This is a genomic window from Ammoniphilus sp. YIM 78166 (genome assembly GCF_004522215.1).
GTDB lineage: Bacteria > Bacillota > Bacilli > Aneurinibacillales > RAOX-1 > YIM-78166.
The window spans coordinates 64,811-91,760 of the sequence record NZ_SDLR01000006.1 but is presented as its reverse complement, the minus strand read 5'-3'; the positions used below and the strand labels follow the sequence as shown (position 1 = coordinate 91,760).

15 protein-coding genes are annotated in these 26,950 nt (G+C 46.2%); 14 read left to right on the top strand and 1 reads right to left on the bottom strand.

Features of this window, described 5'->3' with window-relative positions:
- Window positions 1–452: 452 nt before the first annotated feature.
- The 10 genes from EIZ58_RS25140 to EIZ58_RS25095 all read left to right on the top strand — a co-directional run bounded on the left by EIZ58_RS25140 (window position 453) and on the right by EIZ58_RS25095 (window position 22,582).
- The gene (locus tag EIZ58_RS25140; protein WP_134703727.1) at window positions 453–4,889 is read left to right on the top strand and encodes a S8 family serine peptidase; all 4,437 of its coding nucleotides are present in this window, start codon (window positions 453–455) and stop codon (window positions 4,887–4,889) included.
- A 317-nt stretch (window positions 4,890–5,206) separates the two neighbouring features.
- Window positions 5,207–9,958 (top strand): S-layer homology domain-containing protein, encoded by a 4,752-nt coding sequence (locus tag EIZ58_RS25135; RefSeq protein WP_167577950.1) that lies wholly within the window; start codon window positions 5,207–5,209, stop codon window positions 9,956–9,958.
- 67 nt (window positions 9,959–10,025) lie between these two features.
- Window positions 10,026–12,263, top strand: a complete 2,238-nt coding sequence (locus EIZ58_RS25130) for an S-layer homology domain-containing protein (RefSeq protein WP_134703725.1) — start codon at window positions 10,026–10,028, stop codon at window positions 12,261–12,263.
- A gap of 553 nt (window positions 12,264–12,816) precedes the next feature.
- Complete coding sequence (locus EIZ58_RS25125; RefSeq protein ID WP_167577949.1) at window positions 12,817–16,209, top strand: S-layer homology domain-containing protein; 3,393 nt, start codon at window positions 12,817–12,819, stop codon at window positions 16,207–16,209.
- 157 nt (window positions 16,210–16,366) lie between these two features.
- A complete protein-coding gene (locus tag EIZ58_RS25120) occupies window positions 16,367–18,151 on the top strand; it encodes an S-layer homology domain-containing protein (protein WP_134703723.1) in 1,785 nt (594 codons plus the stop codon).
- A gap of 135 nt (window positions 18,152–18,286) precedes the next feature.
- The gene (locus tag EIZ58_RS25115; protein ID WP_134703722.1) at window positions 18,287–19,144 is read left to right on the top strand and encodes a decaprenyl-phosphate phosphoribosyltransferase; all 858 of its coding nucleotides are present in this window, start codon (window positions 18,287–18,289) and stop codon (window positions 19,142–19,144) included.
- Between the two features lie 12 nt (window positions 19,145–19,156).
- Window positions 19,157–20,113, top strand: coding sequence for a lysylphosphatidylglycerol synthase transmembrane domain-containing protein (locus tag EIZ58_RS25110; protein WP_134703721.1), 957 nt, complete (start codon window positions 19,157–19,159; stop codon window positions 20,111–20,113).
- A complete protein-coding gene (locus EIZ58_RS25105; RefSeq protein WP_134703720.1) occupies window positions 20,110–20,508 on the top strand; it encodes a divergent PAP2 family protein in 399 nt (132 codons plus the stop codon). The genes EIZ58_RS25110 and EIZ58_RS25105 overlap by 4 nt, the downstream gene beginning before the upstream one ends.
- A complete protein-coding gene (locus EIZ58_RS25100) occupies window positions 20,505–21,845 on the top strand; it encodes an FAD-binding protein (protein WP_134703719.1) in 1,341 nt (446 codons plus the stop codon). The genes EIZ58_RS25105 and EIZ58_RS25100 overlap by 4 nt, the downstream gene beginning before the upstream one ends.
- A gap of 2 nt (window positions 21,846–21,847) precedes the next feature.
- Window positions 21,848–22,582 carry an SDR family oxidoreductase gene (locus EIZ58_RS25095; protein WP_134703718.1) on the top strand — a complete coding sequence of 245 codons (735 nt, stop codon included), beginning with the start codon at window positions 21,848–21,850 and terminating at the stop codon, window positions 22,580–22,582.
- Window positions 22,583–22,623: 41 nt separating this feature from the next.
- On the opposite strand, the gene EIZ58_RS25090 is transcribed toward EIZ58_RS25095, so the two are convergent.
- Window positions 22,624–23,967 (bottom strand): ArnT family glycosyltransferase, encoded by a 1,344-nt coding sequence (locus EIZ58_RS25090; RefSeq protein ID WP_134703717.1) that lies wholly within the window; start codon window positions 23,965–23,967, stop codon window positions 22,624–22,626.
- A gap of 165 nt (window positions 23,968–24,132) precedes the next feature.
- Here EIZ58_RS25090 and hfq point away from each other — a divergent pair, with 165 nt between their 5' ends.
- The 4 genes from hfq (at window position 24,133) to EIZ58_RS25070 (ending at window position 26,943) form a co-directional block, all read left to right on the top strand.
- Window positions 24,133–24,324: an RNA chaperone Hfq gene (gene hfq / locus EIZ58_RS25085; protein WP_167577948.1), complete on the top strand. Its 192-nt coding sequence runs from the start codon at window positions 24,133–24,135 to the stop codon at window positions 24,322–24,324.
- A 101-nt stretch (window positions 24,325–24,425) separates the two neighbouring features.
- Window positions 24,426–24,923, top strand: a complete 498-nt coding sequence (locus tag EIZ58_RS25080; protein ID WP_134703716.1) for an Lrp/AsnC family transcriptional regulator — start codon at window positions 24,426–24,428, stop codon at window positions 24,921–24,923.
- A complete protein-coding gene (locus tag EIZ58_RS25075) occupies window positions 24,920–26,080 on the top strand; it encodes an aminotransferase (protein WP_134703715.1) in 1,161 nt (386 codons plus the stop codon). The genes EIZ58_RS25080 and EIZ58_RS25075 overlap by 4 nt, the downstream gene beginning before the upstream one ends.
- 128 nt (window positions 26,081–26,208) lie before the next feature.
- A complete protein-coding gene (locus EIZ58_RS25070; protein WP_134703714.1) occupies window positions 26,209–26,943 on the top strand; it encodes a WecB/TagA/CpsF family glycosyltransferase in 735 nt (244 codons plus the stop codon).
- Window positions 26,944–26,950: the final 7 nt, after the last annotated feature.

Below are 26,950 nucleotides of genomic sequence, written 5' to 3'. Positions count from 1 at the left end.
GTTTTTTATATGGGAAAATACTTGGTGTTACAGATGCTTGTAATATAGTTGGATAAGTACTTGTTTTGGGTAGAGGGTGTTTTTTCGTCAAGATTGGTTTGACGTAGGGTGGCAGCTTCCAGGTGGAAGTGTTTCTGGGTTCGACAAATAACGAGGGAATTCGGGGAGTGACAGGCACTCTTTAACAAAACTTTATATTATGAACGGAAACAACATGATATACTTAGGTAAAAAGAACTAATATCGACAAATTTAGTCAATTTTCCTCAGGTTTAGAAAGATGATGTTATGTGGAGGGGGGAGAATATCTTACTCTGAGATGGAGTTACTAGAAATAGAAATAGAAATAGAAATAGAATATAGAAATAGAAACAATGATCTACTTATCGAGATGAAAAAGTAGAGTTAAGCCATCAAAGATTTCTTGAGTATTGAAAAATGGGGGATATTTAATGAAGGAACGGTTAGGTAAACTTATATTAGCCACTCTATTGATCGTAAATCTAGCAATGTATGGAGTGCCATACCATACCCTCGCAGAGGAGCAACAGGAGAGTTTAAGCAGTACATTTTCTGTCATAGCCAACTCAATACATACCAACAGTGAAGCTGTTGCTGAAGAACCTATTATTTCTCCGAAAATTGATATTCATTCATCTAGAACGATTCGAGTCATCGTACAATTGCGAAACCAGCCCATCGCAGTAGGTGAATACTCTTCTAGTATAGGAATCCATTCGTTTGATGCTGAGTCAAGTGAAAAAGCAATTGATAAACAACAATCGTCATTTCTAAGTAAAGCCAACAATTTAGGATTGGATATTGAGGTTCATTATCAATTTGATACCGTTTTAAATGGGATGGAAATTTCTATTCCAGCAAGCCAAATTCCTCTATTAGCCGAGCTGACAGAAGTGAAATCGATTTATGAAAATCGAGTCTATTATTCTATTCCTGTATTGACTCCAGAAGCTAACACGACAGCTGACAGCGTAGTAAGGTATGATGTTACACCCCTAAAGCAAATTGGGGTGCCAGAATTATGGGCAGATGGCCTAACCGGCGCAGGATTAAAAGTAGGAGTAATAGATTCAGGGGTGGATTATTTACATCCAGACTTAGCGGCTGCTTACCGCGGAGGCTGGGACTCCTTTCATAATGATAACGACCCTTATGAAGATTTCCCTTATTCGGGTAATAACGGTACCTACCATGGTACACACGTTTCAGGAACTATATCGGGACAAGGGGAAAACCCGACTTCAGAAGTAGTGCAAAAAGGAGTGGCGTACGGAGCTGAGCTTTATGCCTATAAGGTATTAGGGTCAAACCCCGTAACAGGAGGAGCAACAGGTTCTTCCGCTCAGGTGATTGATGGGATCGAGAGAGCGGTAAAGGATGGGATGGATGTCATTAATCTTTCCCTTGGTTCTGACGATGAAAAAGACCCTAACAGTCCAGATGCGATAGCGATTAATAATGCGGTATTAGCCGGAGTGGTAGCCGTTGTTGCTAATGGAAATGCAGCGGATGATGGCCAATATTACTATTCTATGGGCTCACCTGCATCCTCTCAACTAGCCATATCGGTGGGTGCAGCTACGAGTGATAAGTATGATTATTCTTCGGAAACAACCAGCTCCTTAGCTGCCGACTCCTTTACCTTAAAACTCATTCAATGGCAGATTGGGCATGAAGATTTTGATTCTTATTTTGGCAACGATCCTATTGATGGAGTCTATGTAGGATTAGGTAGAAGTGAAGATTATGCGAACGTAGATGTTACGGGGAAAGTGGCCTTGATTTCTCGCGGTTCTAACACCTTTGCAGATAAGTTCCACCAGGCCATGCAGCATGGCGCAAAAGCAGTGGTCATCTTTAACGGAAACGCTAAAGTCGTAAATGGAGTAACTGTTCCTGACTTAGATTATATCGGTAGGGACGGTTATATTGGCAATCATTACGGGGAGGAGTTTAATACCATTCCTATCTTTGATATGGAAGGTATAAAGGGTCGTGCATTGGCTAAAGCCGTAATGAGTGATCCATCTACCCCGTTGCAGTTTAGCTTTAATATCAGTAAATCGGTTGTTCCTGGAGACGGAATGGCTTCGTTCAGTTCGCGCGGCCCTATGTCCGATGGTAATTTTAGCATTAAGCCGAACTTTGTTGCGCCGGGAGTAAGTATTTTTTCAACGATGCCAGCCTTCGGAGTCGTGAACCCCAATGCGAATTATCAAGAGGCGTACCAACGCTTGAGTGGTACAAGTATGGCCACTCCGCATGTAGCGGGACTTGTCCTGCTCTTGAAACAGGCTCATCCAGATTGGACACCGTTTGATATCCGAGCAGCTCTGGCCAATACAGCGGACCGTTTAGCCTACAATCCTGTCACTTCATATGATGTTTATTCCCAAGGTGCTGGACGAGTGAATGTGGCCAGGGCTGTTAAAACACCAGCTGTTCTCCAAACCGTAGAACAGCTTACCATCTTGGATAAGAACTTACAGCCTAAAAATGTTACAAATTTTGGCGATAATTTCAGTTTTGGAATGATGGAGGCTGGAGCCCAACCTAAGACTCAACCGTTGCAGGTGAAGAACTTTAGTCAAGACACGATCACCTACTCGGCTTCCATTGAGATGCACCCGAGTGTTACAACTGATCCGAATCCAGCTAAATCTATTCCTACACCGGATGTGCAAAACATTGTGGCGACATTGAGTGAAAACTCAATAACCATTCAGGGTGGGTCTACAGAATCCTTTACCCTTGCCCTTGCACCTAACTCTGCTGCACAAGATGGGGTTTATGAAGGTAGAGTCATTCTTGAACATCCAGACCATCCAACACTACATTTACCATTTGTCGTGCATGTTGGTGAGCGAGATGAAAATAATCGTCTAGGAATCCAAGATGTGACTCTTTCAAAAAATGTTATCATTACAAATGGTGTGGAAGCAGATAGACGCACTAACGTTTCATTTTATCTTAATTCAGATGAGTTTAATTATCTGGCGCTGAATGTTTATGGTTTAGATGATGAATTTATCGGAACCCTGCGAGAAGTTTATACCCGAGATGATAATGGGGATTTTGTAAGCATTTCGCGTGGTCTTCAGGAAATTGTAGATATTGACCACAGTTATACGGATATGATGGGAGATAGCGGGCACTATCTGATGGATGGAATTTATAAGCTAGAGGTTATGACAGCTAAATTAAACCGGAACGGAGTTCCCCTTCCGGATAGCAATGGACAAACCATCCATGTTGCTTATAAATCGTTCGGTGTAAGTACGCTTGATGGGGAAGTAATTAAGGTGATGCAAGCCAAAGACCAGTTCCAAGCATCGGTTTCAAATACCACAATCCTTAATCAGCCCGTCCTTACGCTGCCTACAGCGCCTGAGGGAATTACCTTTGAGGTGACGAACAGCAGCCAGCCTAATTATATAGGGAATAATGGAGTTCTTCTGTCCCGTCCACAGAGTGGAAGTGTTACTGTTGATCTAACGGTGACGATTGCCTCCGTAGCGAATCCATCTGTTTATATTCATACGGTGGTACAAGCGACCTTAAACGCTCCAAGCAGTCCGAGCGGTGGAAACAACAATGGCGGAGGGGGGGGCACTATGCCAAGCATCCCAAACCCTGTACCTAAGGGCATCGACGCGACGACGAAGGCTGTGATGACTCAGGGGCAGTTAAGCTCAACGATAAATGTTAAAACACAAACGGCAGGAGAAAAAGTAGCGGGAACGGTTACCGATGCAGATGTACAAGCTGCATTACAGGCTGCAGGTAATTCAAGGATGGCCCTTGTACTGAAAGTACCTGCTATGGGTAGTCAGGTAGCAGAGGCGACTCTATCATCAAGACAAGTAGACCTGCTATCCGAAGCGAAGGAAGGAAGTACCATTATTGTAGGTACGAGTTACTCCTCCGTTGCCTTGCCGGTATCGGTTCTGAAGAGTGTTCCGGAACAATCGGATGTGAGAGTTACGATTCAGTATGCAAGTGAGGAAAGTTCGGTATTTACGACCCAAAAACCAGGTTCCCAAGTATTGGCCACACCTGTTTCATTCGAAGTGGACGTGGTCAGTGGAAACCAAAGATACCCGATTGCTGTATCCAATAAAGACTTTATTAAACGTTCTTTTAAGCTCGATGCCAAAGTGGACCCAACTACTGCGGGTGTGCTATTTAGCAAGGATGGAAAGGTTTATCCGGTAGCAGGGACTTTTACAGCGAATGAAGATGATGACTCTCAAATCGTAACCATCAACCGTCCAGGATTCTCTACCTATGCGGTGGTTGGCCAAGCAGTTGATTTTACGGATATCCATACTTCATTTGCCAAGTCACAAATTCAAAAGCTCGCGCATAAGTTTTTGATTTCAGGTAAGTCGGCATCCATGTTTGACCCGAAAGCGAATGTGACCCGTGCAGAGTTTGCTTCTATGCTTACCCGTTCATTAGGTCTTCATTCCACAGGAGCGGCTCCGTTCAAGGATGTGAGTGCCTCAGACTGGTTTGCAAACGATGTAGCAGCGGTTTATGAGGCGGGGTTGGTTAAGGGAGCTGGAAATGGAAACTATAATCCTCATGCACCGATAAGCCGCCAAGAATTGGCCATCATTTTATCCAATGCTAGTGAGTTGATTAAGATGCCAGTAAGGAAAGCACCATCTCATCAAGCATACAGTGATACCCAAAGGTTCGCTGCTTACGCAAAAGACAGCATAGCTTTTGTCACGGAGAATGGACTAATGACAGGAAAAAGTGCCAATGGAACCATTCTGTTCGACCCTACAGCTCCTACTACTCGTGAAGCTGCAGCGTCTGTGTTGTGCAGATTGTTACAGAATGGTAACTTAATAGATTGAGTGCCTGTCACTCCCCGAAATTTGTCGAACACAACAAAGGCTGCCGAGATATCATATCTCGGCAGCTTATTTTATTACATACAATGACAATCCGATCGTTAAACCCTTTTATCCAGGCGTTAACTATAGCTGGAGGAGTGTGATCATCAGGTTCCCTTGGGCACTGTAACGAATGTTGCCTGATCCGGGTTCTCCGCGGACTCTTTCTGTCGAAACTTTAGCAAAACTTTAGATTTAAAGAAGAGACATGTCGAAATTTGGTATAGTATAATCTAGTCAAATAGTCTTATGTTGGGACTTTAGATGGGGGGATGGAGTTGAAGAAACAAGTTATTCAATGTGTATTAGCCACAAGCTTGCTGGCGAGTACATTAAGTCCTGTTACAGTTGCTGCTAGCGTTATATCCTTTAGCGATACAGAAGGAATAGATAGTGAAAAAATCGAGTCGATTGCGAAGGCGGTCGAGTTGGGGATATTCTCGGGCGATGCGAACGGGCGATTCCGACCGAATGACCGACTCACTCGACAAGAACTCGCCGTCTTGTTAACGAGGTTATTAGATTTACAGCTAGAAAAGGGACCGTCCTCCTTTCGTGACGTGAGAGAAACGATGTGGGGGCAGCCGTTTATCGAGGCCGTAAAAAAAGCAGGTATTATGGTGGGGGATGGGAAGCAGACCTTTCGGCCCACGGATTACATCACGCGAGAAGAATTAGCGGTACTGCTGGTTCGAATGGTTGAAGAAAAAACGAAAGAGCTTCGGCAAGCTAGCGTGACAGATCATCAGGCCATTAGCTCCTGGGCTAAGGGGGCTGTACAGACGGCAGTGGACGCTGGGGTAATGAAGCTAAAGGACCAACGCTTTCATCCTAAACAAACCGTGCAGCGTCAAGAAGCCGCTGAAATTTTTGTTCAGGCTTACGAATTATTGCAGCGCCCCGCTATCTTAGAACAGATCAAGGATAATCGAGTGACGATTAGCGGAGTAACTTATGAGTTTACGGAACGGGTAAAAGCTCTTTTTGATCCGCGAAATGCGGCCATCCTTGAAGGGGCGAACATTCGTATCGGGCTGCTCGATGGGAAAATTGATCAGATCAAGTACTTGGAAATCAAATCAGGTGGACAAGCAGCGCAGCCGCCGGAACGAGAGTTTGCCCGTAACTTGTTACTTGATGGGCAGGGCGTGATGATCGAGGGTGACTTAAAGATTGCTGCTGATTTTATATCGGTTAAAGACCTTACCATCAAAGGGGACTTGGTGATTACGCCGGGACTTGAGCAGGATTTCTACAGCGAAAGACTTCAAGTTCATGGCAAGACCTATATTAACGGTGGGGATAGCAATACGGTTGTTTTTCAAAATGCTATGCTGGGTCAAGTAGAGGTAAACAAGCCAGAGGTTCGTGTGGAAGCGCTGGGCGGTTCGCTAGTGGGAGAGTTGGTTATTAACACGAATACCGTCATCGTGGGTGATGCTTCTTCCGTGATTCCCAAAGTGTCCATACAGGATGGCGCTAACCGAGTGGAGTTGAACGCTTCCATTGACCAACTGATGATTACGAGTGCTACAGGTACGGAGATTAAAGGGGATGCCACGATCAATACGGTATCTGTTCAGACCAGTTCTCCCGTGGCCTTAAACACAAGTGGGCAGGTAGGGAACCTAGCAGTTGTGGATTCTAAAGCCAGTTTAACGTTAGGTACAGACACTAAGGTAGATAACCTCACGCTGCCGCAAGGGGTAACCGCTCAAAACGTGGTATCCAACTTTTCCACGGTTGCTCAGCAGATCTCCCAAGTGAACGGAACGACAGCCACAGCGGCACCGACGAGTTCGTCCTCCTCAAATAGTGCCCCTGTAGTAGTTAATAAAATCCCTAACCAGTTGGTTCAGTTTGGTGATGGGAAATTTACCATTGATCTAACGGGGGTTTTTGAAGATCCGGAAGACTTACCTATTGCTCGTTATACCGTTCGTTCCTCAAGAGCAACCGTCGCTACAGCATCTGTTTCTGGCAGTATCTTAACTCTGACGCCAGCGGCTGCAGGGGTGGCTACGATTACTGTGACAGCAGTGGACGCTGCAGGCCTTTCCACGACGACGAGCTTTACCATTACGGTAAATGCGGCTCCTAAAGCGGGTCTGTGGACGGATCAGATCCTGACCTTGGGGTTAGCGGATCCGACGATAGATTTATCCACGATTTTTACCGATGCAGATGCTGATCCTTTGACCTTCACGGCAGATATAGAGCATTCCGACATTGCTACGGTGGTAGTAAACGGAAAAATATTGACCCTAACTCCTGTAGCTGCGGGCTCCACTACAGTTACGGCAACCGCAGCAGACGGTAAAGGGGGAATGGGGACAAAGTCGATAGGGGTACTTGTGAATCGTGCTCCCCTAGCAGCACCCTTGGCAGATCGAGTCCTTACACTCGAGTCTGGTGAAGATCAGCTGGAGCTGGAGGGTCTCTTTACCGATGAGGACGGGGACAGTTTAACCTATACGGTGGTAACCGGGGACAGTATGATTGCTACGGCAAGCATTTCCGGTACCCTTCTGACTTTGACTCCTAAAGCAGCAGGCACCACGCTTGTCACCGTTACAGGCAGAGATGGAAAAGGGGGGCTGGTTAGCCAATCCTTCACCCTTTTAGTGAACCGATCACCGGTTGGGGCTGAGCTCGCCGAGCAGCTGATTCAGGTTGGGGGGACGGAGGTGGCCGTTGATCTTTCCTTTACGGATGCCGACAGTGATCCGTTAATCTTGACTGCCCACATTGACGACCCATCGGTTGCAAGCGTGCGGATTCAGGGCGAACAGCTGATGATTACCCCTCAACAGGGAGGCAGGACAACTGTTACGGTTACAGCGGAAGATGGAAAAGGGGGCCAGGTCCAAAAATCCTTTACCCTTGAAGTGAACCGCCCTCCTGTCGTTGGGACTGTGCTTACAGATCAATTCGCCACGATTGGCACCGATTTATTGATTGCACTAGATCAAACCTTTAATGACTTAGACGGGGATCTTCTCGCCTATGAAGCGGTTTCTGAGGATGAAGATGTGGTTTCCGCCACGATTGATCAAAACCAATTAATGATTAAGGGGCTTGCAGCACCCGGGGAAGCTGTGGTTCGGGTGACCGCTCGGGATGGAAAAGGGGGAGAGTTGACCCAAGATTTCAAAGTGGAGGTCAACCGTGCACCGGAAGTCGCTCAACCCATGGGGAACCAAACCGCTTTGGTTGGAGCAGGGGCAACGTCGGTGGATTTAACCTTGGCCTTTACCGACCCGGATAACGATCCATTAACCTTCAGTGCGTTGTCAGCGAACTCAGCTATAGCAACTGTAGCGGTTCAAAACAAGCAATTGCAGATTACACCCGTTTCTGGTGGATCGACCCTCATCACCGTAACGGCAACGGATGAAAAAGGCGGGAAGATCAGCAGCTCTTTTACGGTCGATGTTAACGAAGCTCCGCGAATCATGAACCAGATTGGACAGCAGATTCTGCAAGATGGCATTCCTGACTCCTCTGTCGTGTTGGATTTATCAGAGGTGTTCTCAGATGTGAACCCGGAGGATACGGTGACGATCTCGGCCGAATCGCTTAATGACGATATCGCTACTGCCACCCTGATCGGTAACGAATTAACCTTGTTGCCTGTGACGGGAGGAGTGGCCACGATTAAAGTGACGGCAGATGATGGCCGGGGCGGCAAGACCCAACTTACCTTTGATGTTCGTGTGAATCGGGCTCCAACGGTAATCGGTACCACCTCAGAGATTAAGGTAGGGCTAGATACCACTCGCAAGGTAAATCTAGATCAGTATTTTACGGACGCGGACGGGGACCCGTTAACTTATGATGCTACTTCCATGGATCCAGACATTGCGGTGGTTTCGGTCAATGGCTCTGGGCTTGAGATTTCAGGGATTGCGGAAGGTCAGACGGTAATTCAGGTGGTGGCGATGGATTCTTCCGGTCGAACCGCTGAAGGGACGTTGGATATCGGTGTATCTTCGAACCAGGAGCCTATAGCTTTAGAGAGCTTTCCTGAACAGGTAGTTGGAGCTGGTGTACCTTCTAATATCATATCGCTGAACGGCTTATTTAGCGATCCGGACGGCGATCCATTAACTTATACTGTTTCGGTGGGCGATGCAAGCATGGTCAGCGCCTCGATTACTGGAGACACGTTAACCCTTACGTCGAATGTGACAGCTGGTAAAACTACGGTTACGATTACGGCGGATGACGGAAAAGGAGGTACAGCGACCTCTACGGTTACCTTGCATGCGGTCCAAGTCGTTGAAATGAAGCAGATTAAGACGAAGAGTGGTGTAACAAATGATGTCATCTACGATCTTGCATCCGTTTTGCCAGGTAAAAACTCCTTCTTGGTTTACCGTCAAACGAAAGGGTCATTAACCCATAATGGCGTAACGACGCTCAATGGAACAAAGCTTCAGTTAAGTCCAAACAGCGGAAACTTTGGATATTGGGTGGTCACGGATGACTACCGAGCAGCGTTTGTAGAGCTCATGGTGGAGCCACAAACGGGACCAAATGTTTTCTTCACGGAGTACTTAGATGCAGGGAATGGACGTGCGGCTTTGGAGATTCTGGGGATAGGCGACGATACGTCAGGAATGCTTACAGGCTACGAGCTGGAAATTCATCAATGGAGGACCGACATTAATCAAGCGAAAGTCCACACATTGCCGCTGCTCCCGTTCTACCCCAATATGACGTGCAATATTATAGATTCTACGTTCTATGATCTCTTTGATGTCTCAAATGCATGGTACTACAATAATGAGACGACATTGAGCCAACCGACTCTTGTGCCCTATGCCCTTGTCTTAAAAAAGAATGGTCATGTGCTAGACATCATAGGAAATACAGATCCAGTTGCCCATAAACCGATATTTGCCAACGGGGGAACCATCGTGCGGAAGCAGGGGATTACCACAGGTTCCACATCCTATAGCTTAGAAGGAGAATGGGATTTATATCCTTCCGGCACCTTTACATTTTACGGAAGACATACGCCTTAATAGAATGCGAGGAGTACGTGCAGGTACTCCTTGATAGATTGATAGACAAGCTTTTGGAGGTAATTTTATGAAAAAGTTGGCAAAAAGTTTGCTAGCATCATCGTTGTTAGCCGGTTCGCTATTAGCACCTTATCCTTATGCAGCGGCAGCTTCTTTAATGGATATCCAGGATTCGTACGCGAAGGATGCTATCCTTGAGCTAGCCAGCAAAGGGATTCTGGCTGGGGTAGGGGATGGAAGGTTTAATCCGTCAGGAAATATATCCAGGCAGGATTTCGCGATTATCCTGGCCAAGGCCTTGAATCTCGATGTTTCGGCGCCTCCGGTAGCCCAGACTTTTAAGGATATTCCAACCGACCACTATGCGTATGCGTACGTTGAAGCAGCAACTAAAGCTGGGATCATAAGCGGAATGGGGAACGGTCAATTCGGTGTAGCCAGTCCGTTAACCCGTGAGCAAATAGCGGTATTATTTGTAAGAGCAGTGGGGGTCGATCCGAGCGGATACGGGGAAAAGCTGACATTTGCCGATAGTGCCTCTGTTTCGAGCTGGGCGAAGGATGCCGTAGGTTTTGCACTAGAAGCTGGATTGGTTAGTCCATCCGGGAATGGTTTCAATCCGAGGGGTCTGGCCGAACGTCAGCAGGTGGCCCTTGTTGCTTCCAACTTTATGGAGGTGACTACCCCTGCTAGCATCGAGTCAACCGAACGGATTGATAATCATACGATCCAAGTCGCTTTCTCAAAAAAAGTTTATATGGTGACTCCGGCCAATTTGGCTTTATTCAATAAAGTGAACGGCCAGACCTTAACCATTGAAGATATTGTACTGTCTGAAGATAAAAAGGGCGCAACGATTAAGGTCGCCGAGGCCTTGCCCTCAAATGCTACTCTTACTTTAGATTTTAAGGACACTTCTCCTTTCATCAGAAAGGATGTCGAGAACAAGAGCAGTTCTGATATCGTTGCTCCTGCACCAGCAGTGTTTACTGGAGGAGGATCAAGTTCATCACGTGATGATGGGCCATCCCAAAGAACCAATCGAGTGCCGGTGGTTGTAGATGGTTTTGGGAATCGAAGCATGATAGCTGGAGCTGCGCCGTTGGTAATCAATTTAAGTGGGCGCTTTACAGATCCGGATGGAGATGTGCTGACATTGACTGCCGGGTCTTCAAATTCGGCGGTAGCTACTGTGAGTGTGGATGTTAGTGAACTGACGTTAACCCCACTTGGGGTTGGATCTTCTGTAATCACCATAACCGCAAATGATGGGAAGGGTGGAATCACGAATACTACCTTTACGGTGACGGTGCAGGAACCGAATCAGGCTCCGACGGTAACGCAGGGTATAGCGGATCAGACGAAGACTGCGGGAGATGTGGCTTTTACGTTTGATCTTGCAGCGGTGTTTGAGGATGCAGAGGACGGAGACAACTTAACATGGAATGCCGTGTCGAGTACGCCAGGAGTGGCGAGTGTGAGCATCACCGGCAATACGTTAACGGTCACGCCTCTAAATGCAGGAACTACGACGATTACGGTCACGGCAACAGATAGCGAAGGAGAGACGGTGACGGAGACGTTTACGGTGACGGTGCAGGCACCGAACCAGGCACCGACGGTGACACAGGCAATTGATGATCTGACGAAGACGGCGGGAGATGCGGCGTTTACGTTTGATCTTGCAGTGGTGTTTGAGGATGCAGAGGACGGAGACAACTTAATATGGGATGCGGTGTCGAGTACGCCAGGAGTAGCCACGGTAAGCATCACCGGCAATACGTTAACGGTCACGCCTCTGAACGCAGGAAGTACGACGATTACTTTAACCGCTACCGACAGCGGAGGGAAAACGGTAACTACCACCTTTACAGTCACAGTGGATGAGGCCTCTAATCCGCCTGAGCCGATCAGTGCGACGATTGATGATACCTTTTCCCTTATAGAAATTACATTTGATAAGGACATCTTTTTATTGAGTAGCGGGGACGAATCGCTTGCTCTGGGGCTAGTTTATTTCGACCCGGCCTATAATTATGCACAGATTGAGAACTATGGCGGGGTTGCTATTATTGAAGGGAATAAGCTAATTATAACAGGATTAGTATTGGATGATATTCCTTTAGGCGTGCAAGAAGTCGTTGTTTCTTACATGGGGCCAATTGATATGAACGGAGATAATGTAATAGATCTTTCAGATGTTGCAGATTCTTTCATGGCAGGAATTCAAGATGCTAATGGAAACATAGTTTTGCAATTTGATTTAACCATTCCTCTTATGCGTGGGGGGATTCCAGGGCCTTAATCAATTAAGTAATACTGATGCTTGAAATCGCCGGGTCTCTTGAGTTGAATGATCACGGGACAGTAGTCATTAACGCCTGTTGAAGGAGTAGAGTGGGGAGAGGCGGAAAATCTTCCGTTACATATGGATGGGCTTCCTGCTATTTGTAATTTAGCATCAGAACTTTAGTTGCGTGATTTACCAATTTACGGTTCCCCTAATATCGGAGGAACCGTTTTTTACCACTTATTACGCTTCTTGATAGGATCTGGAGACATGGTACTCCGCTATTTTAACTATTTCTCTACTAGTCATTTAGTAATTCCCTCTTGGCATATTTTGTCGTAATTTATTATAAATGGAAGCGATTTTTATCGAAATTAGTATTTGATTAGTATGTGAGAAGCATATATTATGGATTTAGTAGGTTTATTAAGCAATATTTTACTCTGGAAATAGGAAGAAAGAACCACTTCTGAAATAAGAGTAAAAAAGTAAAGAAACAGATGGGAGTGAGACTCAAAGAATGATAACTTTCCAGAAATCTAGAAGGAAAATCAGTATAGTTACCACGATGTTGCTATTACTGAATCTAGTAATCCCTTCTATGTCCCTAGCGGAGGTAACAAGCAGTTCAACATTTAGGGACATTCAAGGCCACTGGGCCAAGGATTCCATCGATGGTTGGGTGGATAAAGGACTGGTAAACGGGTATTCCGACGGTACTTTCAAGCCGAACAATCAGATTACCAGAGCCGAATTCATGACCTTGACGAACAAATCCTATGGATTCGAGGTCAAGACAAGCTACAGCTTTTCGGATGTTCCGACAGGAGCCTGGTATGCAGATGAGATAGCTAAGGCTAGGGCGGCAGGCTATATGACAGGATATCAAGATGGGTCAATTAAACCGAACCACCCTATTAGCCGTCAAGAAGTGGCTGCCATTCTACTAAAGCTAAATCAATTAAATCATTCAGAGGAAACGGTTAAGGCTTTTGCTGATGCAGCCCAAATTCCTCAATGGAGCCAGGGAGCAATTGGTGCAGTGGTAGCGAAGGGCTATATGAAGGGATATCCTGATAAGACCTTCCAACCCACTAAACCTATTACACGCGCGGAAGCAATCGTTACCCTTGATAACGCGAAAGCAGACCTGAAAACGACCGTTACCTATAATCAGGCTGGTACATATGGTCCCGAGCAAGGTCAAGAAACCATAGACAATAACGTTGTGGTGAGTGCACCTGGAGTCACCCTGCAAAATGTTATGATCACAGGGAATCTGGTTATTGCTGAATCCGTAGGAAATGGTGACGTTCACTTCAATAACGTCACGGTACAAGGCACCACCACTGTAAAAGGTGGCGGAGAGAACAGCATTTATTTTAAGGATTCAACTATTAGCAGTGCCGTTGTCAATAAGAAGGACGGGGCTATCAGATTAATAGCTACTGGCAAGACCGAAGTGGGCAAAGTGACATTGCAATCGGGCGTGAAGCTAGAAGAAAAGAATGTAACAGGTGCTGGATTCACGTCTGTGCTAGTTTCCGAATCGACTCCGAAAGATTCGACCATCACTCTAATGGGCGGATTCAGCCAAGTAGAAGTCCAATCTTCTAACTCCAAGCTGAAGCTAGCAAGCGGTTCAATAGAGCAAGTAGTAGTTTCAGCCAAGGCAAAAGATATGACGATCGAAGTGGCCGATGACGCCAAAGTGAAGGCATTAACGTTAGATGCGGCAGTGAAGGTTACCGGTAAAGGAACCATCGATCTGGCCAATATCAATGTGAGTGGTACTGTCTTTGATAAGGTACCGACTAAAGTCGTCAAGCCAGATAGCGTTACGTATGAAGTGAAACCACCAGCTGTTGGTGGCGGCGGTGGTGGAGGTGGCGGCGTCCCTCCTGCAGGTAAAACCAACGAACAAAAGCTTAAAGATGGTGAAAGTGTAACAGGCAATGTAGAGATCACAGGAACAAACGAAGTGTATGGACCTGCTACAGGTACGGCTACTGTTACAGGTAACCTAACCGTACGTGGTGAAGGTAACACGCTCCGTAATGTCACGATCCAAGGAAATCTGATTGTTAGCGACATGACAACCCTTAGTGCACTTCTAAATGAATTTACGGCTAACAACGTTCAAGTTAACGGAACAACGCAAATTGATGGAGGATCGTCCAATACCGTTAAGTTTGCCAATTCGAATCTATCTAATATCAGTTTGAATAAGCCAGGCGTACGATTGGCCCTCACAGGGAATTCCTCTGTCAGTGGTGACGTTCAGGTTAACGCTGCGGTAACCCTTGAAGTGAATATCACAGGACCTGGGACGCTAAACAGCATTACCGTCAACGCCCCAATCACGTTACAAGGAAACAATATTGTCATTACAGGAAATTTTGTGGTCAATGCGGCAGTACCGGTTAATCTCTATACTCCAGGAATTACACTGACCAACATTACAGTGAATACCAATGGGGTTACTTTAACAGTCAGCGTACCAGTAAACGTTACAGCCGGAAATTCAGGGGTAACGCCGCCAACACCGCATATCATTCCAGTATGGGTTCTAGATGCCATTATGGCGATTGCAGCTTTACCATCCGTGAATGATCTTACCTTAAGTGATAAGCCAGCAGTTGACTCAGCTAGAGCATTAGTAAATGCAGCGAAGCAACAAGGAGCAACAGATCAAGATATTACAAACTTAGCGAAGCTCGTTGCAGCAGAAGCAAAAATGCTACAACTGGTAGGCGATATTGTGAAGCCTATCGTAACCTCGATCTCCTTTGGCGATATGGTATCCAGGATTGAGGGAGATACGTTCGCTGTTGATTTAAGAGGAGTTCCAAACCATTATACAACCGCTAGCATTACGGTTTCCGAGAAGAGCAAGCTGCATTTTGACCTTGGAGGATTAGGTACGATTGGTACCTTCGGGCTTAAAGAAGGTGCTAATACCATTTCGGATATTGATGTTTCTGAATTAGATCTTTCTGGGATCCGTGCAGAAAATGTGAATTTTACACAAATCTTCAATGTACTTAGAGATTCTCATATCGATCGCAACCTTGTATTTGAGGCTGTTAACTATTCTACGATTTTTGATGAAGTGAAGAAAGCTCAAATCGGTGCTCAAGTAATTGAAGCCGTTGATTTCACTACCCTCATTGGGGAGATCAAGAAAGCTCAGCAACAATCCACCTTATTTGATCAGCTTCACTTAAGTCAAGTGTTCCATACAATCAAGAATTCAGATATCAATGCCATGGATATTTATAACGCTGTTGATTACGTCACCATCGTAAATGCGATAAGAGCAGATACGGGAATTAATCAAACCGTTGTAAACCAAGCATTGGCACCTGGGATACTAGTCGCTTATAACAAAGGAATTATCAGCTTCTCGGATATCTCATTAGCTCTTGCAGGAGATCTCACGGCTGCTTTCCATTCGATTAAGCAAGCAAGCCTAAGTGATCAGAAAGCGATCTATGATGCTATTAATCTGACTCTACTATTCGAGGAGTTGGTGAAGGCAAACCCTTCAACGAAGACCATCATCTTTGATGCCATTAACTTTACGCAAGTGTTCAATACGCTAAAAGGGGCAACCAGTGATACGAAGCTTGAAATCTTCAATGCCATTAATTTCACGTCGATCTTCAACACACTGAAGAACCCTGCAATTAATAAGAGGACAGTCTTCGAGGCTGTAAACTTCCCGCTGATCTTTGGAGCAATCCAATCGTCCTCTGTTAATCGTGTACGCATTCTTAATGCTATTGATCTAAAGGCGATCTTTGATGCATTTGATCAAACAAACGGAGTAGGTCTAGCTGTATTTAGAATTCTAGCAGCCCTAGATCATGACCAAGATCCAAATGTATTGACCATGAATGCTATCCTTCGCGATGATGCGGGCAATACAAGTACGTACGTACTGCGAATTCAGCTTTAGTAGACAAACCCTACCTTATTAAGGTAGGGTTTTGTTTTTCCAATATTTATAGATAACGGAAAGAATTGATACTAATCTATTAAACAGGTAAAATGGTAGGGGGAAAATAGAACTACAAGTCGATGTAAACATATGAGATAGGAGTGAAGAGGGATACATGCGAAATTTTAAAAAATTAGCTGCTTTCTCCTCGTTTGTGCTTGGAGTAAGCTTGCTTTCTCCTTTTGGAACCCATGCACAATCAGTACAGCAGCCGAACGACATTAGCGGACACTGGGCCAAACAAGAAATTCAACAGTGGGTTGATGAAGGGCTTGTAAGAGGATATCAAGACGGAACCTTTAAGCCGAATAACAGTATCACAAGAGCAGAATTTATGACCATGGCGAACCAGGCGATTGGAGCTTCTGCCAAGGCATCCATCTCTTTCTCAGATGTGCGTGCCGGTCAGTGGTACTACGAAGAAGTTCAGAAAGCCCAAGCAGCTGGATACATATCAGGCTACACCGATGGTACAATGAAGCCCAACAGCAAGGTGAATCGCCAGGAAGTAGCGGTTATGATTGCGAAGATGGCGCAGCTTCAGGCTAATGAAGAAACCGTTCTATCATTTAAAGATGCTGCACAAGTGCCTGTTTGGAGTAAAGGCGCTATAGCTCAAGTGGCTGGAAAAGGATACATGAATGGGTATCCAGATCAAACCTTTCAGCCTCAACGATTCATTACGAGAGCGGAAGCCATTGTTACATTAAATAAGCTACTAAAGTCAAATTCTACTGTGATTTATAACGAGGCAGGTACATACGGTCCGGCTACAGGTAATGCAGTCATAGAAGGAAATGTCGTCATTGAAAAAGAAGGAGTAGTGCTTCAGAACACAACGATTCATGGAGATCTCCTTTTGTCAGCCTCGGTTGCCGAGGGAGAGGTCACTTTGCAGAATGTGGTGGTAAAAGGAAAGACAACGATCCTTGGTGGCGGAGCGAACAGCATTTATGTTAAAGATTCTGTACTGAGTAGAGTCATTGTGAACAAGAAACAAGGGGATGTTAGAGTGGTTGCCTCCGGATCAACCGTGATTGAGCAAGTAGAACTCCAATCAGGAGCGAAGCTTGAGGAGAAAGACATCACTAAGCAAGGGTTTAAGCAAGTGGTGGCTTCTAAAGCATTACCGGAGCAATCCAAAGTGTACTTAGCAGGTAACTTTGACCTGTTGGAGATCGAATCTAACCAATCCGAAATTCATGTGGTCTCGGGAACCATTACTTCAGCCCAAATTAAGTCCCAAGCTCTCAATAATAAGTTGAACCTAAGCGCTGAGTCCAAAATTAAAGATCTTTTGGTTGAAGCTGCCACTTCCATCACGGGAACGGGTACCATTGAATTGGCCCAAGTGAAAGTGTCCGGTGTAAGCTTTGAAAAAGAACCTGATCGTATTGAGAAGCCAGATTCCGTTGAAGCACCTAAGCTCGGAGGCGGTGGTGGAGGGCTTGCTCCTGTTCCGCCTGTGAGTGGGAATCCAACGGCATCCAACCTTCGACTAAGCAGCCAGTACGTATTTGAAGGAACAGGGTCCAACTTATCCGTTACCGTACCGAACAATTTTCAGATCCTGAACCTCTATGCGGATATCACGGAAAAACTCAATGTTCAATTGGTATCGGTCACGGCTGGGGGAATGACGATCCAAGGAAACAGCAGTTCTGACATGCAACCAGGTGTGCCAGCGAATTTAGTTCAGATGATGGACCTCACCGCGTTTGATACAGGAGAGCCAGGATTTTCGGGGTTGTCACTCTGTAAGTATTTTATCAGCCCAACTGCTACATCGGGACAATTCGTCTTTAACATCAAAGTCATGAAGTATGTGAACAATCAACCAGATCCTTCGACCGCGGTAGACTATACTCTTACATTAGATATTGTGGATCCTGCAAATTAATGCATCTCGGCCAGCTTCTGCTGGCTTTTCTTTTTGTATTTTGACGTGTCAGCGAAGTATGCTAAAATCGCTATAGTGTATTCAAGCCGTCCCTTGTGGAGGGCTTGATTTGTCTTGTGAGAGGGGGAAGTATTCCTGAGAGCAATTATACTCCAATTACGACCTAAGCAATGGACCAAGAATTTGTTGGTGTTTGCCGCACCGGTCTTCGCGGAGAAATTCATAGATATTAACGCTGTTGTAGCTACGATTCTCGCGTTTATTTGTTTTTCCTTGACCGCTAGTACGGTCTATATTCTTAATGACATCATGGATGTGGAAAAGGATCGATTGCATCCGGAGAAATCAAAACGACCGATTGCATCGGGTGACTTAAGTATTGGAATGGCGAAAGTACTGGGAGTGCTCCTTCTGTCTACGGCTCTTCTGGTATCCTACTGGGTGGAGCCCTGGTTTACAGTCATCCTTGTTGTCTATTTTATTGTTAATGTCTTTTACTCCATCCAACTGAAACACGTGGTGATCGTTGATGTTATGATCATTGCCTTAGGGTTTGTTCTTCGCGGATTTTCCGGTGCCGTCGTTATTGAGGTTCGCATGACGTCCTGGTTTATTCTTTGTACGATGCTTCTAGCTCTTTTCCTGGCGTTAAGTAAACGCCGCCATGAGCTGGAGCTCTTTAGTGGGGACAAGCTGCGCCAGCGTAAGGTGCTTGAGCATTATTCTACAGGTTTACTGGATCAGATGATCTCTATCGTAACGTCTGCGACTATCATGAGCTACTCCTTATACACCGCCACGACCGGGCCGAATACGGCGATGATGTGGACGATTCCTTTTGTCATTTATGGAATTTTTCGCTACCTTTATCTGGTGCATATGAGAGAAGGGGGAGGAAGTCCAGAGAAGGTGCTGCTAGATGACAAGCATATATTAGGGACCGTCTTGCTTTTCGGATTAAGCGTAATGATCATCAAAATTTATTTTCATTAGAAGGAGTCCAATATGGATGCTGACCGATTAATGAAGCGTTTGGGGATCGGATTCCTTCTGGGACTCCTTGTTGTGGCTGGAATTGGTGCTTGGGGAGACTTTTCTTCGCTTCGGAGCCACTTGGCGGAGGTTCCATGGTCCACGTTCCTCTTGGTGCTATGCTTTACTTCTGCAGCGTATCTCTTTCGATTCTTTAAGTGGGAGCTGTATCTGCGGGCCTTACGGATCCGGATTCCTCTCAAGGACAGCGCCATTGTGTTTGTAAGTGGCATGTCCATGTCGATTACACCGGGAAAAGCGGGAGAAGTGCTGAAATCCTTTCTTTTAAAAAGGAGGCATGAAGTCGATGTGGCACGATCTGCACCGATCGTGTTAGCGGAGCGGGCGACTGATCTTATGGCGATGCTACTGTTGGCGTCAATTGGCATCAGCCGATTTCCCTATGGAGGTTACCTCCTAGCCGGAACGGCCGTGTTTCTTCTTGGGATCATCCTGATCATTCAGTCGAAGCCGTTAACACTCGGAATTCTTCACCGACTGAAGAAACTCCCGAGATTGGAGAGAGGAATCGAGAAGGTCGAGATTTTTTATGAAAGCTCGTTTTTACTTTTTCAATGGAAGCTAGTAATCAGCGCGACTCTTGTGAGCCTGATATCCTGGTTTCTCGAGTGCGTTTCATTATTTTGGATTTTTCAGGGGTTAACTATTCCTTTGCCACTTCTAGATGCTATTTTTTCTTTTTCCTTTTCATCGATTGCCGGTGCGATTTCTATGTTACCCGGGGGATTAGGAGCGGCGGAAACCAGTATGGTGGGAATTCTGATGACCCTTGGAACAGAGAGGACGGAGGCTGTAGCGGCTACGTTATTGGCACGTTTCGGAACCTTGTGGTTTGGGGTGCTGTTAGGGTTGATTACGCTTGTCGTATATAGCCGATCATTTTTACGAACGAAGGAGACCACAACATGATCTACGCGATATTGCCTATGCTGGCTTGGTTGTTTTCGGGCTGTATGAAATTTGCTATCAATTACATCCGTTTTGGAAAAGAGGCGAAAAGCCGAATCGGCAACGGCGGGTTTCCCAGCACCCATACCGCGGTGGTCAGTTCAGCGGTGATGCTGATTGGTTTTAAAGAAGGCTTCAATACGCCTATCTTTTCGTTAGGAGTGGCTTTTCTGATGATCACGATCATTGATGCGACCGGGATTCGTCGAGCGTTGGGGGAGCATGCCAAGCATTTGAACGTCGTCGCGAAGCCAGCCAAGCTCCTGCGGGAGTCACAGGGACATAATAAATCGGAAGTGCTGGGCGGACTCGCATTAGGCACGATACTTGGGTATGTAGGAGCGATGTGGGGATGAGATCGATCAAAAGTACAATCGGCGGATGGGGCAATTACCCGAAGGAGGAAGCGTTTCTTTATCGTCCAGAGAAAAAACAGGAGGTTGCGGACCTTCTTACCTCCGGGGAACTGGAGCATTGGATTTCACGAGGGTTGGGCCGAAGCTATGGGGATACCGCATTAAATCGCAATCAAGGAGTGATTCTGCAAACGCGCCTGAATCGATTTCTTTCCTTTGACCCTGAATCTCGTGTTGTTGAATGCGAAGGCGGCGTCACCTTTGAGGAGATTATTGATGTGTTTCTGCCTCGTGGACTGTTTCTGCCAGTCACCCCAGGAACCAAGTACGTGACGGTTGGCGGCGCGATCGCTAATGATGTCCATGGAAAGAACCATCATGTGGACGGTGTGATATCGGATCATGTTCTTGAGATGACGTTGTTTCTCCCATCGGGCGAGGTTCGGACATGTTCTCGTGAGGCGGATGCCGACCTGTTCTGGGCGACGGTAGGGGGCATCGGATTGACAGGGGTCATCCTAAGCGCTAAGATTCGTCTGATTCCTGTGGATTCGGCCTACATTGATGTGGATTATCAAAAAGCTGCAAATCTGGAGGAAGCCCTCGACAAACTCGCGGCTACCAATGACCAGTATCCTTATTCGGTAGCCTGGATTGATTGCTTGGCAACAGGCAACGCCATGGGGCGCTCAGTACTCATGCTGGGCAAGCATGCGGAAGGAAAACCGCTCGCGATCAAGGCTAAGCGAAAATTGACCATGCCGTTCCATCTGCCTTCCTTTGCATTAAATCCTTTGTCCATCAGCGCCTTCAATGCTTTATACTATGGCAAATTCAAAGACGGCAGTCAGGTGACCGTGGATTATGACTCGTTTTTTTATCCTTTAGATGCAATTCATCATTGGAACCGGATGTATGGGACGAAAGGCTTTATCCAATACCAAATGGTCTTTCCACCGGAGACGAGCCGGGAAGGCTTGACAAAAATCCTGCAGATGCTCAGCGAAGCCAAGAAATCTTCTTTTCTAGCCGTGTTGAAGAGCTTCGGAGCCAAGGGGAACGGATGGCTTTCCTTCCCACGACCCGGTTATACCCTTGCCCTGGATATCCCCGTGCGCGGAGGCAGGAGCTTCGTCCATTTTATCAAACAGTTAGATGAAGTTGTATTGCACTATGGAGGAGTCCTCTATCTGGCCAAAGATGCCCTGATGTCACCCGACACCTTCCGTCAGATGTATCCCGAGTGGGAAAAGTTCAAGCAACTAAAGGATACGATTGATCCTAACCACCTCTTTTCCTCGTCCATGTCGAGGAGATTAGAGCTAACGGAGGACTAGAGATGAAGACGATTTTGATTCTTGGAGCGACGTCCGGGATGGCTCAGGCGGCAGCGCAACAATTTGCTCAGGAGAAGTTTAACTTGATTTTAGCAGGGCGTGATCTCGAGGAGCTTGAGGCTTTGGCACGGGATCTAGAGATTCGTTATGAGGTGCAGGTCAGGGTGGAGGCTTTTGATGCTTTAGCCTATGATACCCATCCTGCATTTTTTGAGACTTGCGCGAAAGAGGGCACGCTGGCGGGACTGGTGCTCGCTTATGGTTATATGGCGGATCAAAAACAAGCGCAGGCTCGATTTGCTGAGTCTAAACGTATGATTGAAGTGAATTATTTATCAGCGGTGTCCATCTTGGAGCAGGCGGCCTCCTACTTTAAAGAACAGCGCAGCGGCTTTATCTGTGTGATCTCCTCTGTAGCAGGGGATAGGGGGCGTCAGAGCAATTACCTTTACGGCTCGTCCAAAGGCGCGCTGACGGTGTATTTGCAGGGGCTTCGGAACCGATTGAATGCGGCAGGGGTGCAGGTGTTAACGGTGAAGCCCGGCTTTGTGGATACCAAAATGACGTATGGTCAGCAGGGGATGTTCCTCGTTGCGAAGCCACAGCAAATAGCAAGAGACATCAGCCGGGCAGTTCAAAAGAAGAAGCATACGCTCTATACGCCATCGTTCTGGGCGTTGATTATGTTGATTATTAAGATGGTTCCGGAGACGATTTTTAAGCGGTTGAAGTTATAAATGAAAAAAGACAAGGTGACTTTCGAGCACCTTGTCTTTTTTCATTGTGTGCTTATTTTTTCCTTAACAGAACTCGCTACCCAAGCAGTGAGTAACGCAAACATCGGATGGCACAGAAAGGAATAACGCGCATTCCCTTCAAAAATCATCGTCACGATCGTAAACAAGAGGGCCGGGAGACAAAACAGAACAAGAGCCAAACGCTGATCCCAGCCTTCTTGATCGACCCCTTTGCGAGTTCTCCTTCCTTTCCAGGCAGCAGCCCCAAAGCCCAACAGTAAGGCTGGATAAGCAATGAAGAAAACCGAGTTCACAAGGGCGTGAATACTGGGTATAGCCCGCATGAGAAAAGCCTTTGTTAGCTCCATCTCCCCTCGATCTTCCTCCTTCACTTCAAAAGCCCAGCGCCAATCCAAGTTGGTATAGAAGGTTTCATTGAAACGGTAAATGGATAACGCGAGGAATCGTCCAGGGTTTTCGCTAATCCACTGCTTCGCTTCTTCTTTCATTAACCGATCCATCTCCACTTCAAAGCGCGGATCGGTTTCCGGATAGGTAATCTGATAAATCGGACTTCCTGGAATCTTGTAGGGATCCATCCAAGCGCCTGTGGCGTAATCATTGTTGTTCACATACAGCACATAGCCTCCATTGGTCGTATTCGGGACAAAGCTGCCGAACACCACGTAATTGCGATAGGTCCACGGGGCAATGACTAATATCGAAACGATAGCTACAATACTCGTGCGAATCAAAGCCTGCCCCCAACCGCCTCTTTTATAGAACACCTTCAACCATCCATGGCGAAGCAACTCTCCGAAGAATACCACGAGGCCAAACAGCGGGGAGAGAGGCTTGACCAAGCTCATATAGCCTAAGATGAGTCCAGCTACAATCAGCCAGATCCAGTTTCCAGGCGTTCGCACTTGTTTCGGCCAAGAAGCGAAGTAACTAGCTAAATAGGCAAGAAGCAACGTGTTATATAAGATCTCTGTGGCTAAAACATTGACATAAAGGATTTCTTTGGGCAAAAAGACGTAAACAAGGGTCGCCAGCATCGCCGTCTTTTCACTCGTAAACCGCTTGACGATCCAATAAAACAGAAAAGCAGACACAACGGAAAGAATTAGGTTTAAGAGCTTGGCAAGCATGACGCTCGGACCAAACCAATAGAAAAAGAGAGCTAAAAAGGCCGGATACCCCACCCCTTGAAACGCCGTCAGGCGATCAAACATGACAAACCCATTTCCCTCTGAGAGGCTAATCGCCGCTTCATAGAAGCGAATGAAATCTGAAATGGGCTGCGTGTCTAGGTTGAAAACCAGAAAAGTACGCAGACCAACACCAACTATAAATAAAATCCAAAAAAGTAGACGCCAAATCACTATGCTATCCCCATTCTTAAGACTTACACCCTATTGATCGTATGAAAGACCTGAAAAAAAGTCAATCTTCCGTACTAGATTTTGTAAAACGAGAGGCAACATGTTAAAATAAGGGTAAAAGCTCACGGGGAAAGGACAAGGAGTAGGATGACTGATAAAGAAACCATGAATATCCAACAAGACGAGATTCTTTCGTCTTCGAAGGGCAACAAGAAGAATGTGAAATTTATCTTGAAGAACGGCGTACATATGGAGGGCTATGTAGAGGCTTTTGACCGTTATGTGGTGGTTATCCGCCAACAAGGCGATAAACAAGCGATGATTTATAAATCGGCTTTCTCCACGATCGTCCCTTAAAAAAAGAAAATCCCTCCAAATAACAAGGAGGGATTTTCTTTTTCTTTGTATGTGTTAAAATATTATGAAATAAAAACAAAACCAAAGGTGGAGAGACCCACGTGAAGAAGGAAAAAGTGTTGGAACTGCTCGTCCTACTCGAGCAGGATGCCCGCCAGACCCACGACAAACTAGCAATGATGCTCGCCGTTTCCAAGCAAGAGGTGGAAGAGGCGATTGCTCAATTAGAAAAGGATAAAGTGATTTTGCGCTACCCGGCGTTGATTAACTGGGATAAGATCCAAGCCGATGAACAGGTGACAGCTATGATCGATGTAAAAGTCACTCCTCAGCGGGATAAAGGATTTGATGATATTGCGGAACGCATTTATCGCTTCCCTGAAGTGAAATCCGTGTATCTGATGTCAGGAGCCTATGACCTTTCGGTAACGATAGAAGGAAAAACCATGCGTGAAGTCGCATTTTTTGTTTCCCAGAAGCTTGCGACACTAGACCACGTGATTTCTACAGCGACCCATTTCATCTTAAAGACCTATAAGCACGATGGTGTAGTTTATGATCAGCAAGATGGCGATCGCAGGATGGTTGTGAGCCCATGAATAGACGATTATCTCAAACCATTCAATCCATACCGCCATCCGGTATTCGTAAATATTTTGACTTAGCTAATACCATGGAAGATGTGATTTCTCTTGGAGTGGGTGAACCGGATTTCGTAACCCCTTGGTCCATCCGTGAAGCGAGTATCTCCACCATGGAGAGAGGCTATACCACGTATACCTCCAATGCGGGATTACCCGAGCTTCGTTATGAAATTGCCCATTACTTAGATCAATCCTTCCAAGTTCAGTACAACGATCGAAATCAAATTCTAGTGACCGTCGGGGCCAGTGAAGCGATTGACCTCGCGTTGCGAGCGATTCTAGATCCAGGGGATGAAGTCCTGATCGTGGAACCGTGCTATGTGTCCTATGAGCCTGTGGTGAAGCTTGCTGGCGGCGTGCCTGTAAGTGTTCCCTCCACGATGGAAACCCAGTTTAAGCTTACAGCTCACGATATCGAATCAAAAATCACCTCCCGAACAAAAGCGGTCATCTTCTGCTATCCGAACAACCCAACCGGCGCGACGATGACCAAAGAAGATTGGGAACCGATCGTTCAATTGATCGAGAAGCATGATTTGCTCGTTCTTTCAGATGAAATCTATGCCGAATTAAGCTATGATGTGAAGCATTTTTGCTTTGCTGCGATTCCGGGCATGAAGGACCGAACCATCCTCATTTCTGGGTTTTCCAAGTCCTTTGCGATGACAGGCTGGCGGATTGGATATGCAGCTGGTCCAGAGGATCTCATTTCAGCCATGACCAAGATTCATCAGTACACCATGCTCTGCGCTCCGATCATGGGACAATGGGCAGCGGTCGAAGCCTTGCGCACCGGTATGAAGCTCAAGGATGAGATGGTGACTAGCTATCGACAGAGACGGAACTACGTGAGCCAAGCGTTTCGACAGATCGGCCTTGAGTGTCTAGTGCCGGAAGGAGCCTTTTATGCTTTCCCTTCGGTTCGTTCAACGGGACTGACTTCGGACCAATTCGCTGAACAGCTTATTACCCATTCCCGCGTAGCGGTGGTGCCTGGGCATGTATTCGGCCAAGGGGGAGAAGGGCATATTCGCTGCTCGTATGCGACGTCGATGGAAAACCTAGAAAAAGCCATTGAGCGAATTGACAGCTTTTTAAGAGTGACCGTTTAACCGTGAGTTTTCCTCACGGTTTTTCTTTTTTCGACAAGTCTGATGGATAAAATCGCCAAGCTGTGCTATAAATATAGATGAAACCTTTTATAACAGAAAAACGTCTATATAGGTAAGGAAGCGTAATAATGAACAATAAAGTGGAGATATTAGGGGTACCATTTTCTAAATTGACCATGAAAGAAACACTGGACCTTTTGGAAAAGACTTTACAGGATAACCAAGACAAGCCTTTTCATTTGATTACAGCCAACCCTGAATTTGTGGTAGGGGCGTTGCAAGAGCCTATTCTAGAAGAAATTGCAGCGGAAGCCGATTTGATTACGCCGGATGGAATTGGCATTGTTATGGCCTCCAGATGGTACGGGGATCCCGTCCCAGAACGGGTGGCAGGGTATGATTTATTGCTTCAATTGCTGGAGGAAGGCAACCGCAAGAAGTGGTCTTTCTACTTCCTCGGTTCCAGTGAAGAAGTAAGTGAATTGGCGACCGACAAGATTAAGGAGCGTTATCCGAATCTTATTATAGCGGGGAGACACAATGGCTTCTTTAAGGATAAAGAAGCAGAGGTCCTTGCGGAAATTAATACGGTTAAGCCTGATTTTCTAATTGTAGCCCTTGGCGCCCCGCGCCAGGAAGTCTGGATCCATCAAAAGAAAGCTTTTTTACATACGAAGATTGCTATTGGTGTTGGAGGCAGTCTGGATGTCATCGCTGGAAAGGTCAAGAGGGCCCCGCTTTTTTGGCAAAAGTTGAACCTGGAATGGTTCTATCGCTTGATATCTCAACCATCGCGGTGGAAACGACAGCTTGCGCTGCCTAAATTTGCGCTCAAGGCTTATATTGCCGCGAAAAAGAAATGAATGCCAT